The following is a 16,494-nucleotide window of genomic DNA, read 5'->3' on the forward strand; positions in this document are numbered from 1 at the left end:
ACATCTTTCTTAAAAATATGGACGAGCTTCCTGTTACAATAAGGTCTTTTCCCAACTCTCCTGCATCTTCTTCAATTCTTTCAGAAGAACCGGTTTACTGAAATAGAAGCCTTGCAGGTAAGAGCCATTTTTTGCGGAAACAAAATCGCGCTGCTCTTCCGTTTCGATTCCTTCCGTCACCAATTGAATATTCAAGTCATATAAGGTGCTGTAAATTCCCTTCAGCAAAGCCGTGTCTTTTTCGCTGGCAGGCACTTGCCGAAGGAAACTGCGGTCGATTTTCACGATATCGACATCCAGTTCCAAGAGATGGTACAGCGAGGAAGTCCCGACGCCAAAATCATCCAAGGCCACTTGGATATTTCGCAGCTTCAACTCATTGATGAAAGCCACGATTTCTTCATGTTCTGCTACCGTATCACTTTCCGTGATTTCGATTTGCAGCTGATGCGCCGGAAAATCGTTTTCTTCCAGGACGTCGTCAATCAGTTCAATCAATTCGCCTTTAAATCTCAGCTGAGCTTTTGAAACGTTGATCGCCAGTGAAAGCGCCTGTCCATTTTCTTCGTTCCATTTTTGGATATCCTTTACCGCATTGCGAATGACCCAATCGCCGATGTCTTTCATTATTCCCGTTTCTTCTGCCAGCGGAATGAAACGCAAAGGCGCAATCAATCCTTCTTTCGGGTGATTCCAGCGGATGAGCGCTTCTACAGCTTGGATGCGCTCACCTTTATTGTCCATAATCGGCTGGTACTCCAAGAAAAACTCATTATTTTCAACGGCATCCACTAAGTCGTTTTTAAGATTCAGCAAATATTTGTAGAGATGCTTGTCTGTGATGTCTTCGTAGAAAACGTAATTGTTTTTGCCATTCTTTTTTGCTGCGTACATTGCGACATCCGCGTATTGCAGCAAGTCGTCTAAAGTTCTGGCGTTCGCCGGATAAAAGCTGATTCCGATGCTTGCCGAAATGCTGGTGGTCACTTTGCCCAGATTGAACACTTTTTGAATTGCTGCCATCACTTCTGTAATTTCACCGGTCAATTTTGTCTTTTCGGCAGTATCTGAAATTAAAATGAATTCATCGCCGCCGATGCGGTACAAGCGGCTTCCTTTCCGCAAAGACTTGGCATTCAGCCGCCGGCCAATCTGTTTCAATACTTCATCGCCGCTATTATGGCCATATAAATCGTTGATCCGCTTGAAACCATCCAAGTCAAAAAACAGAACGGAAAAAGATGCCTGTTCTTTTTCGATGCGCTTTAAGAAATCTTTATACAAGCTGAATCGGTTTGGAAGGCCGGTCAATTGGTCAAAAAAGGCCAGCTTTGATACATCCGCATGGGCTTTTTCCAAACTGCTCAGCATGTTTTGAATCGAATTTTCCAGATCAGTTATTTCATCTTCGACATTTCTGGAATTTTCGACTTCCAAAGATTGTGCTTTATCGAAATCCACATCTTTCAGTTGCACGGAAAGATGCGAAATCCGTGATAAGACCAGCATGTCCATTAAATAGTAGACAAGGATGACCAAAATAATGGTAGCGATAACCAACGCCAGGAAAAGGCCATTCATGCTGCTCGACTTCTGCTGGTAATACTTCCGCTCTTTCTTCAATTCAAGCGTCAAACCGTCACTAACCGCAAGCAAGCTGCTCAATGTCTTTTCATCCAGTTCCTGAATTTTCAGATCTCCTGCTTCTTTATTGACTACTTGCACATCCAGCGCCAATGTATTGCGCATCGTATAAAAAAAAGATTCGTTCAGGAAAATACCTGAAGCCAAATGGCCTGCCGACGGGCCTTGGCCTTCGCTTCTCAGAATTTCATCCACTGCAACCATCACCGATCCAAAACTGGAATCTTCTATGATCACTAGCCCGTTTCCATTTTCAGCTTCTTCGATGATTTCCGGAACCTGCTGCAAGCTGCTGGCTAAATCCAATTCTGTTCCATCTGCTAAGTCGTAGCCATTCGCATAGATGACCTCGTCTTTTGTATTGATGAAAACCATTAAATTAATGGCACTGTTTTCAAATGTTTCTGGAATTAGATTGGAACCAATATACGCTTCGCTACGATTTTGCATAAAGGTGTAGGAATCGTCCCATACCGCCCAATCGCGGTTAAAACGCTGCAAATCCATCTTTTCCGACTCGATGTAGCTTTCCACACGTTTCCGGTCGGTTTCCAAAGATTCCTCATCCATCAACTTGGCGTCGTTCAATATGACGGGCCGCATGAAAAGGAAGAGTAAAATGATAAATGCTGCCATCGTGAGTCCAATTGTTCCCGCAGTCTTCATCTTTAGTGTCATATCGTCTCTCCCAAATCTTCATGATGTTTTGAAGCCATTTTTGTGAAAACGGCTTTTCTTTATTATCGGCAGTTTTTTGATTTTCTTAATGGAAATTAACGATACTTGACGAAATTCAAGAAATCCTCACGGTAAAAAACATTTAACACACAAGGCTGCTTTTCCTTTTTTTCAAGGGCAGCCAGTTCCTCCGGAAACGCCGCTTCTGCGTTAAGGCGGATGAACGGCAATTTCTCTTGAGCTTTTTGCGACCGGATGTTCACTTTCCGCGCGCCGGCAAACACATGCTCCAAGCCCAACTCTTCGAATGCGATTTTCAAGATGGCGATTTTGGAAGCCTCATTGTATCCTTGCCCCCAGAACGGATGGGCAATCCAGGTGCCCATATGGCAGGATTTTTTGCTTCTGTCGATGAACATCAGATCGGTCAGTCCAATCAGTTCTCCATTTTCATTTAAAATGACGCGAGGCACCGTTTTCTTTCCCTGCTCTTCTATCTGCACTCTTCCAATAAAAGCTTTTGTATCCTCAACCGTGCCATCCGGCAATCCTAATGCATCTTTCACAGGAGGCGCTGAGGAATATGTATGGATGTCTTCCGCGTATTTCAAGTCGTGTTTCACCAATTGGATTTTCTTCATTGCCTTGACTCTCTCCATTCCTGTTCTAAGATGCTGTAGACGAAGGAATCCCGCCAACCGTCCCGCAATCGAATATTTTCCCGGAGCCGGCCTTCCTTTGTCATGCCCAATTTTTCAAGGACCCTATAGGAAGCGGTATTCCAAGGGTCGCAGGTCGCAAACACCCTATGAAGTTTTTGGTCGTTAAATGCGAATTGCAAAACCTGGGCAGCTGCTTCTCCCGCAATGCCCCGCCCCCAGGAATCCGGATGCAAAATATAGCCGATTTCGCCAGTCCGATTCACTTCGTCCCGGATATTCAATTCAACTGCTCCTATCATCTTTTTCGTTTCTCCGACTGCAATCGCGAAAACAAATTGCCTTCTCGGAATGGCTTTCGCATCCTTCAACACCTCGTGCACATAGACCTTGCTGTCTTCTTCTGAATTTGGTCCCCAGGCTTGATGGCGAGACACTATTTCTAAAGAAGCGTAAGCATGGACACTTGCCCAGTCTTCTTCCACCATTTCCCGCAACTGAATTCTTTTCTCGTTCGGCTCAGACATCGGCCGTCGTCTCCGCTTTCAATTTCCGTTTAAGCAGCCGGATTTGTCCGCGGTGGCTAATTTCATCTTCCATCACATGGAACCATAAATAATAATGATTGAACGAAACACCGTTCGGCCAAACGCCTTCTTCGTAAAGCCAGTGGTCTTCCTTTTCTTTGAAGAGGCGCAAGGTTTCTTTTCGCGTGTCATCAAGCAGCTGAAGATAGAAGTCCACCGATTTTCCGTGAATCTCTTTTCGTCCGCTTTCCCCCAACTCAAGAGCCGCCGACCAATCTGCCAACTCCTCTTCTGTCAAATCACGCTTCTCAAACGCAATCACTTGATGGACTTTTTCAATCGCTGCCATATGGTATAGAAGCGCACCGATTGAATTGCTGGCGGCGTCTTCCACATAATCCAATTCGCATAGCTGAAGCCCCGCAACTTCAGCTTTGGTAAGAGAACGTGTGTGGTCAAGCTGGAACAGCAATTCTCCGATTTTTTCGCTGAAGCCTTGAAGCGGTTTAATGGTGTAGTTCATTCTCTGGCAGCCCCTTCTTTTTTGAAATAGCCGAGCGTCGTTTTCCCATTCAATTTTTCGGTTTTTCCTGTTTGTTCATACCCCAGTTTTTCGTACAAATGGCAGTTGCCCCGCTCTTCCAGAATGGTGGCCAATTCCCACGTAGCCGCTTGTGCAAAATCTTCTTCCACTCGCTTCATCACTTCCTGGGCAATGCCGCATCCTTGAAACGAAGGGTCGACGAATAACGGTCCGATCCAGTATTGACGGTCGTCTTTCCAATGGATCCGGATACCTCCAGCCAACTTTCCGTCTGCTATGATTTTATAAAAGCGCCCTGCCGGATGTTCGATTCTCAGCAACAGCCGTTCTATGGATTCGTTGGCAGGGCTGGTTTCGAAATCCTGGTACTTATCCAGCAAAGGCTGAAAAGCCAATTTCTGCATTACATGAAGTGCCGCCGCATCTTCTGCTGTTGCCTGTTCTAAAAAAATCTTCATCTTGCCACTTCCCGTTCTCCGACTTAAGTAGTTTTTAGTGCAGTAATTCATTATAGGCATGAAGCCTCATTGCTGAATAGTCTGTTTTTTTATTGGAAAGAAAAAAACTGCCTCTCCGTTGTCCGGAAAGGCAGTTTTCGTTCTATTCTTCGTCAGAAATACTCGTTTCGATCAGCATGGCGGTAAAAACGATGAAGATAATCATTAATGATAACGCGGTGATCAACATTTCACTCAACTCCTACCAAGTTTTGAATCCTTCCGATCCAGGCGGTGCATGGTGAATCATGTGGCTTAACGGAATCGCATAAGCTGCGACAATCAGGAAGACAGCGATTCCAATCCAAATCCACCAATTCTCCAGCCATTTCGGTGTGTTTTCTTTGTCGCTGTCTGCCAGCGGAAATTCGACTACATCTTCCGGCTTTACAGCTTTCGGCGACAAGAACATCGTCATGACGACGATATAGATGAGAATCATGGCGGAGAGGAAGAGGATGCTTCCCCCGACTGCCATCGTTACATGATTGGTTAAAATGCCATCGAACCATTCAAGAGCGGACTCGTGCCCGTTATAGCCTGAATACGCGGTCCGTCTCGGCGCACCGAGAAGCCCTAGGACGTGTTGGGCTGTCGACATCAGAAGCATCCCGATCGACCATGTGATGATTTGGACGAATCCGAGAATCTGCATCGACTTCGTAAATTTACGGCCGGTCAAGTAAGGAATGAGCCAGAACGTCATCCCCATAAAAGTCATCGCTACCGGTGTACCGACCGTAATATGGAAGTGGCCGACAATCCATAAGGTATTGTGAACAACTTCATTCAACTGGAAGCTTGCATTGATAATTCCCCCGGCACCACCGGGAATAAAGAATGCCATGGCGATAAAGATGGAAGTGAAGCGGACATCTTTCCACGGAAGTTTTGTGAACCAGCCGAATAGACCGGTTCCTCCTTTTTTGCGTCCCGCTATTTCAAAGTTGGCGAACATGGAGAATGCCGTCATCAAAGACGGAATAATGACCATGAATGTCAAAACTACCTGAAGAAATTTCCAGAAGTTCGATATCCCCGGTTCCGTCAACTGGTGGTGGAACCCGACCGGAATGGAAAATAGGATGAATAAGACAAACGATAAGCGTGCCAAGGAGTCACTGAAGACTTTGACGCCAATTATTTTCGGTACGATCACATACCAAGCCATATAAGCAGGCAGCAGCCAGAAGTAGACAAGCGGATGTCCGAAATACCAGAACAGGGAACGGCTCAATTCAACATTGATGGTATCTGTCCAGCCGAATGCCCACGGGATGTATTGGAATAAGACCGTTGCCACAACCCCTAAACAGGCAATAATCCAAAGGATGATCGTCGTAATCGTCATAAAAGCGAATAAAGGGCTGAGTTCCCCTTTATGGTTTCTGCGCCACACCACATAATGGCCGACTAAAGCGAAACTGCTAATCCATGTTCCGACAATGACCAATGCCAAGCCGACGTAAAACCAGCCGCTGCCTTTAAGCGGTGCGTAAAATGTATAAAGGACTGAAGCTTCACCGGAAACGATCATGACTGTCGCCATCACCGTGCCAAGCAAAGTTACCCAGAAGCCGATCCATGAAAACAGACGGACTTTCGGGCCGAACGTCCCCAAACTTTTACTCATGCCGGTAATGAAAAATCCAAAGATGAAAAAGGTCGTAAATATAAGTGCGAGCAGCACACCGTGTGCCGTTAAAATTTGATAATAATCCAGCCAAGCCGGCAATTGAAGTGCATCATTCCGGATAAAAACTTGAAGCAGCCCGCATAAGGTCCCGATTAAAAAGGCCGTATACGCAACGCCGATATTCCATAAAGCTATTTTTCGATCTTGTGCAGCAATCATGTTTAATACACCTCTATTTCATTGAACATCATATGATGCCCTGTTCCGCAATATTCATTGCAGAGAATCAAGTATTTTCCGGGTTTATCGAATGTATAGGATTTTGTCGTGATGCGCCCCGGCACGACCATCATATTCACTTTTGTATCATCAATCGTAAAACTGTGGACCACATCGGTGCTGGTCACTTTGAAGATGATTTCTTTTCCGGCTGGCACCCGCAGATCCGGCGCATTATAGCCGAAAGCCATAGCGACGATTGCCACTTGGTATGTGTCGTCATCCAATTGCGTCACTCCCGGTTTATCGAAAGGCGCTGTCTCGTTCACTTTTTTCGGATCGATCGTGTCCATCCCGCCTGCTGGGGTATGGTCCTGTGAAAATGCGCTCACGCCGACGACGCCTAGAAACACTGCTAACGCAACAATTCCAAAGGTCAGCCAAATTTTTTCGAATTTATGAAGATGCATATTCCTCTACTCCTTTTTCTTTGTTCATTTTTCACCTTGCTACATACATGGAATAGACGATGACCCACATGGCCACAATCACAACACCCACAAAAAATACACTGATCAAGGTGCCGCGGAGGTCTATATTCGCATGATCATTTTTTTTGCTCATTTCCCTTCACCTCTTCTATCAATCTCTTACTCCTAAAGTAATCTTTTCTGCCTTCGAACATTGTGATATTTCTCACACATGCCCCCTTTTTATGGCGTCTGTCGAATTTTAGACAAAAAAGGAGTTGCCCCAAAAGTAATTTGGGGCAACTCCTTTGCGACGAAGCTAGCGAAGCGATGCAGGAGCAATATTTTTCCCCTACGATTTATTAGAAGTAAAAGGAGCTGTCCAATAAGTCCTTACTCGACTTATTGGACAGCTCCTTTTTGATTCAATAATTTGGTTTAACTTTCCTAGTCGATTTTGCAAAATGAAATCGGGCAATTTTCGCAATTGATCTGGGTTTTTAAATAGGAAAGGTCGTGGATCAGCATTTTTCCACCCACCATCGAAATCATCTTTTCCTTTTTCAAGTCGCTGAGCATCCGGTTCACCACTTCACGGGTCATTCCGCAGAAGTTGGCAAGTTCCTGATTGGTCAAGACCATATCGATCAAAATGCCTTCAGGCTGCTGGATCCCGTAGCTATTGCTCAAACGAATTAACGTAGAGTAGAGCGCTCCTTTTTTGCCGTGAAGGAGAAGATCGCGGAATTTCGTCTGAGTCTTTTGCTGATCGATGCCCATCCATTTCATGAAAGCCGCCGATAATCGAGGATTCTTCAGAAGCCCTTCTTCCAAATCTTCTATCGCGATTTTCGTACAGACGACGTCTTCAATCGCTTTTGCATCCAGCATGTATTTCGCAGCTTCGGAAAACACGGTGACTTCCCCGACAATCTGTTCCGGACCGCAAATTTTCAATGTAAGTTCGCGGCCATCCGGCGTCACTTTCCCGATCTGGACTTTTCCGGACTGGATGATGTAGATTCCTTCAACATCATCGCCTTCCCGAAAAAGATAACTATTTTTATAGTAAGACTTCTCTATTTTTTTAATGCCCGCATGCAGGTCCATTTCTATCGTGAATTTTTGAGTTGCTGCCGTCCGTTCCAAATTGAACCCTCACTCCTCAGAATATTGTTCCCTGTATGTAAAGATTATCATATTTCGGAAGCAAAAAATGTAATTTCCCATAAAAAAAACTGCCAACTACGGCAGCTGTTTTATTAATAAATGAAGGGAACCAGTCTTGCTCTTTTTTTCATCCATCGAACATATTCCGGACCGAATTTTCCGATCAAAAGCTCTTCTTCGTAGCTGATGCGCTTTAGCAAAGTCCAAATGACGACGGCTCCGCCCAAAATTGCCGCAATCAGGCTTGTACAAAATAAAGCCATGCCAATACCAATCAGCAGCAAGGCCGTATACAGCGGATGCCGCAGCATCCGGTAAGGGCCGGAACTGACGATTTCATCGCCTTCTCGGACTGTGACATGCCGGGTAAATTGGCTTTTCAAATGAAGGATTCCCCAGAACCTCAAGAATACACCCATAGCAAATAGCACGAGGCCAGTCCAGCGCATAAATTGGCCAATTTCTGTGTCTGTTCCGATCTCCTGCAGCAATAATGCCGCAGCAATCGTAGCTCCGAGCGCGGCTAAAATATAATAGAAAGATTTTTTTTCGTAAGGATCGCCTTCTCCGACGCCCCGATTTCGAAAGAAAATGAATTCTCCGATCCAAACCACACTAATTCCAATGAAAATCCATTCCGCCATCGCCATCATCTTCACCCAAATCTTCAGTTTCTCTTATAGTCAATATATAGAACATTGCTTCTCAAAACAAATCTCTTCCCTTCCCGGGTTAAACTCAACAGCTCTTCACCTTATCGACATACTTTAATGTAAGAATAATGAAATAAAAAAGGAATTTACAGCACGGATGTGGAAAGAGAACAATATAGACAGGAGGAATTCAAATGCCCTTACAATATCAAAATATCTTAGTTGCGGTGGATGGTTCGAATGAAGCAGACCTTGCCTTCAAAAAATCGATCGGAATCGCTGCCCGCAATAAATCCCACTTGTATCTTGTCCACATTATCGACAATCAATCTTTTGGTTCAGTTGAGGCTTACAGCCAAGCAATCGCGAAAGAAGCGATGGCATCTTCCGAAAAATTGATGGCAGGCTACAAACAAGCTGCAATTTCCGCTGGAGCAGAAAACGTCCATGTCGTGATCGAGTACGGTTCACCTAAAAAGTTGATTCCCGTCGATTTGGTCAAGAAGTACAATATCGATTTGATCATTTGCGGTGCTACCGGCCTGAATGCAGCAGAACGCATCTTTCTCGGGAGCGTATCCGAACGGATCATCCGCGCTGCCCATTGTGATGTACTTGTCGTCCGGACCGAGGACCCTGAAAGCCTTGAAGCGTAATCTCTAAGTAAACTTTCATACAGGTTACACTGCCCCTTCCTTTACATGACCTGTAAAGGAAGGGGTTTTCCTCTTTTATGAGCATTAGGTCTCTTCATACAAAATATACCAGCATAATTTTGATACAAAACTGTAATAAAAAACAGTTTTCAATCATGTTACAATAGGTTCGTTGCTGTTTTTCAGTACCAGCTATTAAATGAATTTATTATCTAAGTAAAATATATTATAGAGAGAACCAGTTATGCAGGAGGGAAATGAACACATGAAGCAATTATCGAAATGGACTGCGACGGCCATTGCCGCAGTGTTATCTTTGACGCTTATCATGCCATCAGCGAATGCGGATGCGTTAAGCGACCTAGAGAAAAAGCAACAGCAAGCCGAACAAAAGAAAAACGAATTGAATTCCGGAATCCAGCAAAAAGCGAGCGAGATTTCAGAAAATCAGACAAAACTTGAAAAGATCATCAGCCAAATCGAGAAATTGGATCGGCAAATCCAGGAAACCGAAGCGAAAATCGACGGGGTCCAAGCGCAAATCGATCAAACAAAAGTTGAAATCGACGAACTGAAAAAATCCATCGAAGAATTGGAACGGAAAATTGCCGAACGCGAAGAATTATTGAAAGACCGCGCACGCGCTATCCAATTGAGCGGCGGCTCTGTGGATTACATCGATGTATTGCTTGGAGCGAACAGCTTCATCGATTTTATCGACCGTTTTTCAGCAGTGAATACCTTAATCGAAGCTGACCGCCAAATCATGAAAGAACAAGCCCATGATAAAAAACTTTTGGCTGAGCAAAAAGCGGAAGTTGAAAATAAACTAGCCGAACAGGAAAAGCAAAAAGCCGAATTGGTCGGATTGAAAAACTCGCTTGATGCCAAGAAAAAAGAACAAGCTGGGCTTGAGAAAGATTTAAAAGCTGAACAAAACCGTTTGGCTAAAGAAAAATCCACGTTAGAGAAACAGCGCGATGAAGCCCTTAACTTAAGCGCAAGCTTGGAAAAGAAAATCGCGAAAGAACAAGCACGTCTAGCTGAAATTGCACGCAAAGCGGAAGCGGAGCGTAAGAAAAAAGAAGCAGCTGCCCGTAAAGCGGCAGCAGCTAAAAGCGCAAGCTCCGGTTCTTCTTATGTCGCACCGGCTGTAGGCAGCGCAAACTTCATCCAACCGGCTCCAGGAAGATTTACATCCGGCTTCGGCGGACGCGACATCGGTGCAGGCGCGGAATCGCATCTTGGAATGGATATCGCCAATGTAACAGGCACACCGATTGTCGCTGCAGCAAGCGGCTATGTCACTTATGCCGGCTATATGAACGGCTACGGCAATGTTGTCATCATGACCCACTCCATTAACGGACGGTCTTACGCAACAGTTTACGGACACATGAGCTCGATTGGCGCTTCTGTCGGCCAATCTGTTTCCCAAGGGCAAAAAGTGGGAGAAGTCGGCAGTACAGGACGTTCAACCGGTCCTCACCTTCACTTTGAAATCCATATCGGATCTTGGAACGGTGCACGTTCAAATGCAGTAAATCCTGCTCCATACATCAGATAAACCAAACAAAAGCCCTGCTTGAATGTTCAAGCAGGGCTTTTTACTATTTTCCGGCTCCATATAATTGCTGGAGTTCTTCCTCTTTCATCGTGAAGCGGTGTTCTTCAGCAGGAAATGCCCCGGATTTCACTTCTTCTACATAAGCCGTCAAGCCGTTTTTCATGATTTCTCCGCTTTCTGCATAGGAACGGACGAATTTCGGCAAATGGTGCGAGCCGTATTTTAACGTGTCATGATAGACCAGCACTTGGCCGTCTGTTTCGGCGCCGGCGCCAATCCCGATAACGGGAATTGATACAGCCGCCGTGACTTCACGCGCCAATTGGTACGGGATGCATTCAAGTACGACCATGCAAGCACCTGCCGCTTCACAGGCTTTGGCATCTTCGATCAATTTCTGAGCTGCATCTGCCGTTTTGCCTTGCACTTTATAACCGCCGAGAACGCCGGCTGTCTGCGGCAGCAGGCCCAGATGCCCAACTACCGGGATACCGGTGCGCGTCAGTAAACGGATGACGTCGATCACTTCATCGGCACCTTCGAGTTTCAAAGCCTCTGCTCCAGTCTCCTGAAAGATTCGGATAGCATTTTCAAGAGTGCGGTCCAAGCTGCCATGGAATGAACCGAACGGCATGTCGACGACAAGGAAAGTGTCCGGTGCGCCCCGGCGTGCAGCTTTGCCGTGATGGATCATGTCTTCGACTGTCACTTTCACCGTGGAATCATAGCCAAGCACGACCATGCCGAGCGAATCTCCTACTAAAATGACATCGATGCCAGCTTCTTCCGCCAATTTCGCCGATGGATAATCATACGCTGTCAGCATGGCGATTTTCTCAGCCTGTGCTTTCATTTTGCTGAATGATGCGGTGTTCTTCATTTTTTTCTCTCCTTCCGGGAGGAAAACCGCCAAAAAAGCCCGTCTAATCCAAAAATGGACAGACGGACAGAAATTTACGTTAATTGGTTTTCTCCGTCCCTGTCATATCAAGATCAAGGCAGAACTATTCATTTGTTGAAAATGGGATAGCCAGGTGCAGTTCAACAATGATACCGCCCTTACTCGTACTATAGCAGAAATGGCAATAGTCTGACAAACGGCTATTTCTGGTAAAATTTTTTATTTTTCCCCCTGAACTTTTTGGCTGATGTACAGTCTAATAGTAAAGATGCCTAAAGGAGGCGGGTTGATGGACAGCCTTGAAATTAGCAAGCGGGCCATCGCAGGAGACGAAGAAGCATTTCTTGCGTTGATGCAGCTGCATAAAGAAGCATTGCTCCGCACGGCATTCGCTTTTTTGAAAAACGAACATAACGCGCTTGAAGCGCTTCAAGAAACGACTTACCGGGCATATAAAAAAATTCATACCGTAAAAAACCCAGCCTATTTAAAAACCTGGCTGATTCGCATCACGATGAATTACTGCCAAGATCAGCTAAAGAAAAGCAAACCGCTTGTCATGGACGGACGCGCGAACGAAGCGAGCACTACCAGCAACTTCGAACAAGTGGAATTGGCCGAAGCCCTCGCATCCTTGAGCGAAAAAGAGCAGCAATTGATTTACTTGAAGTATTTCCAGGATATTAAAATCAAAGACATTGCAGCATTTGAAAATGTCCCGGAAGGCACTGTGAAATCACGCCTGCATAAAACCCTCCGGACATTGCGCCGCCATTTCGAAGGCAAAGGAGAGATGGATCATGTATGACAAAGAAGAAGAAAAACTGGCATCGCTCAGAAAGCGATTGGACACAGAAACCCTCCCTTTGGAACGTGCAGATGCCGCTATCCTTCAAGGAATGGAGCGGGCAAAACGCGAGAAGCGCATGAGCGAGGCTAAAAAGAAACGCACCATCTGGACTATCGCTGCAGCGGCTATCCTGATTTTGGCTTTCACGACGAGCATCCGGATATCGCCCGCTTTTGCCAGCGCCATTGCCGCTATTCCAGGCATGGAGAAATTTGTGGAATTGATTGAACAGGACAAAGGGCTCGGGGGCATTATCGAAAACGGCTATTACCAAGCAATCGGCGCGTCCCAGCAACAAGGCAACCATACTTTGACAATTGACGGCGTCATTCTTGATGAGTCGGGCATGAACGTCTATTACACAATCGAGTCTTCTGAATCGCTCGAAGACATCCAAGTGAATAATGCAAGGCTGAAAAACACAAAAGAGATTCCGCCTTATAGCATGTCTCTCGGCGGGCCCCATGACGGGAAATCGCCAAATCGGTATACCGATCATATCGAATTTTATTTTAAAGACCAGATGGTTTTTGAGGATTTGGCATTCGGTTTCGAATTGTCCGCAACCGTTTCCGGCGAAGAAGTGCTCTTCAATTTGCCGTTCACCGTCCCTGAAAATAGTAAACCAAGTCTAGTGTTCGATTTAGATGAAGTGACGGAAATCGAAGGACAGAAAATTATTGTTGAAGAAGTTATCATCCACCCGCTTCGCGCAGAGATCAAAATTTCATTGGACCCTTCGAATTCGATGAAGATCCTGCAGTTCGAAGACATGCGGCTGGAAGATGAAGCCGGAAATGTATGGGGATCGATTATGAACGGCTTCACTTCTACCGGAAGCCTCTCAGAAGGAAGCATTTCGTACCTGCTCCAAAGCAATTATTTTGAGCAGCCGGACAGACTCTACCTGCGCTTTAACGCTGTCCAGGCATTGCCGGTCGAAGAAGCGTATCTAGTCGTTGATACGGAAAAAGGGGAATTGCTCAGCGGTCCGAAAGATGGGCGTTTTTCAATGGAAAAGGCCGATAAAGAGGAAGCCATTTTCGTACTTTCCGGCATTCAGGACGAAGCGCATCATTATGGATTGACGTCAGGTATTGAAGACGCCGACGGGAAGAAATTCCATCCTTCTTCCGAATCCATGTCGACGCCGGAAAATGAAATCCACTGGACGGTTGAATTCGGAACGGCCGATTATACCAATCCGTTGCGTCTCGAGCTATTCGCCTATCCGAACCGCATCAAAGGCGATGTGAAGGTGGAATTGAAGAGCCCGCGGGAATAGGAGTGGGAGATGGGGTCCTGGAATGTGTTTTATTCCAGGACTTTTTTGCGGAAAAATTTTCTTTTATTTTATTTCATGCGTCCATTATTTTCACTTACTTGCCATGAAGCGCCAAATACTGTCCGTTCCCCTCAAAATACTGTCCATTCGCGCCCAAATACTGTCCGTTTTCGCTGTTTTACTGTCCGCACCCAAGAAACCCATAGAAAAAGGCTGATTCATCTAAGAATCAGCCTTTTTCTCCTATCGATCATTCGACGATTTCAATTAACTTGGGATAAACATCCACAAAATACGCTTCCATCTTGTTCTCCAACTGCTTTCCAAGGGCTTGGTAGGCTCGATCGGCCTGCTCGACCGCTTTTAGAAAAGCGTCTTCTTTTTGTTCGTCTTGCTCCAGCTCCTTGTAGAGCTGCCAGATTCCCTTCAAGTAGCGCTGCTCGATTGCTGCGTATTCGCCCGCTCCAATTTTCTCCAAGATTGATGTGAGTTTCTCGAGATAAGCATCAATGCCCTGCTCTTCAATCGATTCACTGCCCCAATTCAGCAAAATTTCATGCCCGCCGCTTTCATTCTCGGAATAATACTGAAAAAGGATAGAAAGTTCATCGGCGGCCGGATCTCCGGAAGGAAAATCCACATTGCTGATGGCTGAGATTACGGCATTCCAGATGTCCTCTTTGCTTTGCAGTTCGCTTCTCTTCATTACCGGCTTCATGGTATTCCCTCCATTGAAAACTTGATCGATTTGCAGGCGGTCGTAATCCAATATCCAGCTGTTGAACATTTCATACATCGGCCGGATGGCTTCGGCAGACGCGGCGATCAAGTCGCAGCCTCTGTCGTCGTACACATGGAAAACGGTTTTCCGGGTTTTATTGACAACATAGACCTCTTGATAAACCGTCTTTTTAAATCCCATGTCTTCGTTGCAGCATTCCTTCAATAAACCCGGGTAATCCATCTCGCTTCGCCGGCACGGCAATACGAAACGATGGGTTTTCCGGTGTCCGCTCTCGTTGTCTTCCGAAATCTCGTACGGCCATTCTTGATGCATCAAGCGGTAACGCAACGATTTCTCTTTGACATAGCGCATCATCAGCAGCTTTTTGCAGTTTCGCTTCAAGTCGCCAAAATCCGGGAGATGCGTAACGATGTACAATTCATCCTGTTCGCCGTGCCCCGCTTCAAATAAACGAATGGCCCGGCTATAGACTTTTTCAAGGTAAGGGCTGCCTTCATAGCCTAAACCTTTGTTCCAGTGAGTGCCCAGCTCAAAACGAATGCCGATTGGCCACGAATAAAACAAGGCAGGCAACAAGGTCAAATCCGGAAAATGGCTGTCCATGAAGGATGTGAAGCCGTCCATTCGCGCTTTATTCATAAGCATCCCTTTTCTCTTTCTCAAGAAGCCACGGCACTTCCAGTTCAAATTCCCATTGCAGGACCGGTTCCGGAAATCCTTCCGGCACTAAATCCGTTTGGTCTGAAAAATGGAATCTCAATCCATCTTCTTCGGCCACTGCCTGTTTTGGCCCTTCGACTAGTTCGCCGACCACGTGGTAAAACCCCATATAAAGAAGCATATCCTTCCCGTCATCTTCTCCTACAAAAACTTCGCCTTCTTTTTGCGGATCGATGCCGAGCCGTTCAAAATGAGTCCATACTCGTTCCGGAAATGAGTCCACAGCCAAACTGTAATTCTCACAGTAGTGGCAGCTGCAATCTTCGGTGATGCGATGGTGTTTTTTATAAAAATCGCGTGTTTTTTCCGTATCGAGTTTCACTGTCCACGGTCCGATTTTCACCGTTTTCATCTAGTCGCCTCTGGATCTAGTACAATGACACCGCCGCAATGCGAAAGCGGATAAAATTCACACTGGAAAAAATTTTCCAGACTGTTTTTTATTTCCTCATAGACGAAATAATGCTCTGATTCATCCCAGTAACCTTCACTGTCTTTTCGGCATTTCTCCAAGTCTGCACGGGTTTGGAAAGCAATATCCCCAATATAGATTTTGCCTTCTGCCTTAAGCAGCAGCTGAAGATTCTTCAGGAAATCCACTTTTTGTTCATCTGAAAGATGATGCAAAGCGTAAGTGCTGACAATCGCGTCGTATTTTCTGCCTGCCAGCTCGTGTGGCAAGCCTTCCGTGATGTCCCATTCCAATAAATTCGCTTCCGGCATTTTCGCTTTCGCAATGGCAATCATTTCCGATGAAAAATCGATGCCGTCGATTGGGTGGCCGTTTTCATATAATTGGCTCGCCAGTATCCCTGTTCCGAAACCGATATCCAGCACCTCTGAATTTTCCCGTTCTCTAATCTCGTTATAAATTGTATTTAGGATTTCCTTGTAACCGGCAAACGGGTACTGATTATTTTCTTCGCTCAGTTGAACCGTTTTGTCATACTCCCCTGCCCATAAATCAAAACCTTGTTTGTTTAACATCGAATACTCCTCCTGTTAGCTGAACCAAACCGAGAGTATTCTCCACTCTTCAGTTGGTGCGCTGTTGTCCTCGTTTTGTTTGTCCT

The 16,494-nt window shown here is 45.6% G+C and carries 18 protein-coding genes; 4 read left to right on the plus strand and 14 right to left on the minus strand.

Annotation, left to right across the window (positions count from 1 at the left end):
- Window positions 1-33: 33 nt before the first annotated feature.
- The 10 genes from AC2EXB_RS18270 to AC2EXB_RS18315 all read right to left on the minus strand — a co-directional run bounded on the left by AC2EXB_RS18270 (window position 34) and on the right by AC2EXB_RS18315 (window position 8,688).
- On the minus strand, window positions 34-2,322 hold the full coding sequence (locus AC2EXB_RS18270; RefSeq protein ID WP_483602669.1) for a bifunctional diguanylate cyclase/phosphodiesterase: 2,289 nt from the start codon (window positions 2,320-2,322) through the stop codon (window positions 34-36).
- Window positions 2,323-2,417: 95 nt separating this feature from the next.
- A complete protein-coding gene (locus tag AC2EXB_RS18275) occupies window positions 2,418-2,963 on the minus strand; it encodes a GNAT family N-acetyltransferase (protein WP_483602670.1) in 546 nt (181 codons plus the stop codon).
- Window positions 2,960-3,508, minus strand: a complete 549-nt coding sequence (locus AC2EXB_RS18280) for a GNAT family N-acetyltransferase (RefSeq protein ID WP_483602672.1) — start codon at window positions 3,506-3,508, stop codon at window positions 2,960-2,962. The genes AC2EXB_RS18275 and AC2EXB_RS18280 overlap by 4 nt, the downstream gene beginning before the upstream one ends.
- The gene (locus tag AC2EXB_RS18285; protein WP_483602673.1) at window positions 3,501-4,031 is read right to left on the minus strand and encodes a mycothiol transferase; all 531 of its coding nucleotides are present in this window, start codon (window positions 4,029-4,031) and stop codon (window positions 3,501-3,503) included. The genes AC2EXB_RS18280 and AC2EXB_RS18285 overlap by 8 nt, the downstream gene beginning before the upstream one ends.
- A complete protein-coding gene (locus tag AC2EXB_RS18290) occupies window positions 4,028-4,510 on the minus strand; it encodes a GNAT family N-acetyltransferase (protein WP_483602675.1) in 483 nt (160 codons plus the stop codon). Before AC2EXB_RS18290 ends, AC2EXB_RS18285 begins: the two co-directional genes overlap by 4 nt.
- Before the next feature lie 241 nt (window positions 4,511-4,751).
- A complete protein-coding gene (locus AC2EXB_RS18295; protein ID WP_251476745.1) occupies window positions 4,752-6,404 on the minus strand; it encodes a b(o/a)3-type cytochrome-c oxidase subunit 1 in 1,653 nt (550 codons plus the stop codon).
- A 2-nt stretch (window positions 6,405-6,406) separates the two neighbouring features.
- Window positions 6,407-6,874 carry a cytochrome c oxidase subunit II gene (locus tag AC2EXB_RS18300; RefSeq protein WP_235197626.1) on the minus strand — a complete coding sequence of 156 codons (468 nt, stop codon included), beginning with the start codon at window positions 6,872-6,874 and terminating at the stop codon, window positions 6,407-6,409.
- Between the two features lie 31 nt (window positions 6,875-6,905).
- Window positions 6,906-7,028: a cytochrome C oxidase subunit II gene (locus AC2EXB_RS18305; RefSeq protein WP_235197627.1), complete on the minus strand. Its 123-nt coding sequence runs from the start codon at window positions 7,026-7,028 to the stop codon at window positions 6,906-6,908.
- A 293-nt stretch (window positions 7,029-7,321) separates the two neighbouring features.
- Complete coding sequence (locus AC2EXB_RS18310) at window positions 7,322-7,984, minus strand: Crp/Fnr family transcriptional regulator (RefSeq protein WP_251477165.1); 663 nt, start codon at window positions 7,982-7,984, stop codon at window positions 7,322-7,324.
- Window positions 7,985-8,136: 152 nt separating this feature from the next.
- Window positions 8,137-8,688, minus strand: coding sequence for a methyltransferase family protein (locus tag AC2EXB_RS18315; protein ID WP_483602677.1), 552 nt, complete (start codon window positions 8,686-8,688; stop codon window positions 8,137-8,139).
- 203 nt (window positions 8,689-8,891) lie between these two features.
- Here AC2EXB_RS18315 and AC2EXB_RS18320 point away from each other — a divergent pair, with 203 nt between their 5' ends.
- Together AC2EXB_RS18320 and AC2EXB_RS18325 are read left to right on the plus strand one after the other, a co-directional pair.
- The gene (locus AC2EXB_RS18320) at window positions 8,892-9,353 is read left to right on the plus strand and encodes a universal stress protein (protein ID WP_483602679.1); all 462 of its coding nucleotides are present in this window, start codon (window positions 8,892-8,894) and stop codon (window positions 9,351-9,353) included.
- 265 nt (window positions 9,354-9,618) lie between these two features.
- Window positions 9,619-10,920, plus strand: coding sequence for a murein hydrolase activator EnvC family protein (locus AC2EXB_RS18325; protein ID WP_483602681.1), 1,302 nt, complete (start codon window positions 9,619-9,621; stop codon window positions 10,918-10,920).
- Window positions 10,921-10,963: 43 nt separating this feature from the next.
- Here the strand turns inward: AC2EXB_RS18325 and panB are convergent, their stop codons facing one another.
- Window positions 10,964-11,800 carry a 3-methyl-2-oxobutanoate hydroxymethyltransferase gene (gene panB, locus AC2EXB_RS18330; RefSeq protein ID WP_483602683.1) on the minus strand — a complete coding sequence of 279 codons (837 nt, stop codon included), beginning with the start codon at window positions 11,798-11,800 and terminating at the stop codon, window positions 10,964-10,966.
- A 310-nt stretch (window positions 11,801-12,110) separates the two neighbouring features.
- Here panB and AC2EXB_RS18335 point away from each other — a divergent pair, with 310 nt between their 5' ends.
- A complete protein-coding gene (locus AC2EXB_RS18335; protein ID WP_483602685.1) occupies window positions 12,111-12,629 on the plus strand; it encodes a sigma-70 family RNA polymerase sigma factor in 519 nt (172 codons plus the stop codon).
- Window positions 12,622-13,956, plus strand: coding sequence for a DUF4179 domain-containing protein (locus AC2EXB_RS18340; RefSeq protein ID WP_483602687.1), 1,335 nt, complete (start codon window positions 12,622-12,624; stop codon window positions 13,954-13,956). The genes AC2EXB_RS18335 and AC2EXB_RS18340 overlap by 8 nt, the downstream gene beginning before the upstream one ends.
- Before the next feature lie 250 nt (window positions 13,957-14,206).
- Here AC2EXB_RS18340 and AC2EXB_RS18345 read toward each other — a convergent pair whose 3' ends face one another.
- The 3 genes from AC2EXB_RS18345 to AC2EXB_RS18355 are packed head-to-tail and all read right to left on the minus strand — an operon-like array spanning window position 14,207 to window position 16,408.
- A complete protein-coding gene (locus tag AC2EXB_RS18345) occupies window positions 14,207-15,340 on the minus strand; it encodes a DUF3885 domain-containing protein (protein ID WP_483602688.1) in 1,134 nt (377 codons plus the stop codon).
- Entirely contained in the window at window positions 15,333-15,773 is a 441-nt protein-coding gene (locus tag AC2EXB_RS18350; RefSeq protein ID WP_483602690.1) for a hypothetical protein, read from the minus strand. The genes AC2EXB_RS18345 and AC2EXB_RS18350 overlap by 8 nt, the downstream gene beginning before the upstream one ends.
- A complete protein-coding gene (locus tag AC2EXB_RS18355; RefSeq protein WP_483602692.1) occupies window positions 15,770-16,408 on the minus strand; it encodes a class I SAM-dependent methyltransferase in 639 nt (212 codons plus the stop codon). Before AC2EXB_RS18355 ends, AC2EXB_RS18350 begins: the two co-directional genes overlap by 4 nt.
- Window positions 16,409-16,494: the final 86 nt, after the last annotated feature.

The sequence above is a fragment of the Planococcus alkaliphilus genome (assembly GCF_057031095.1).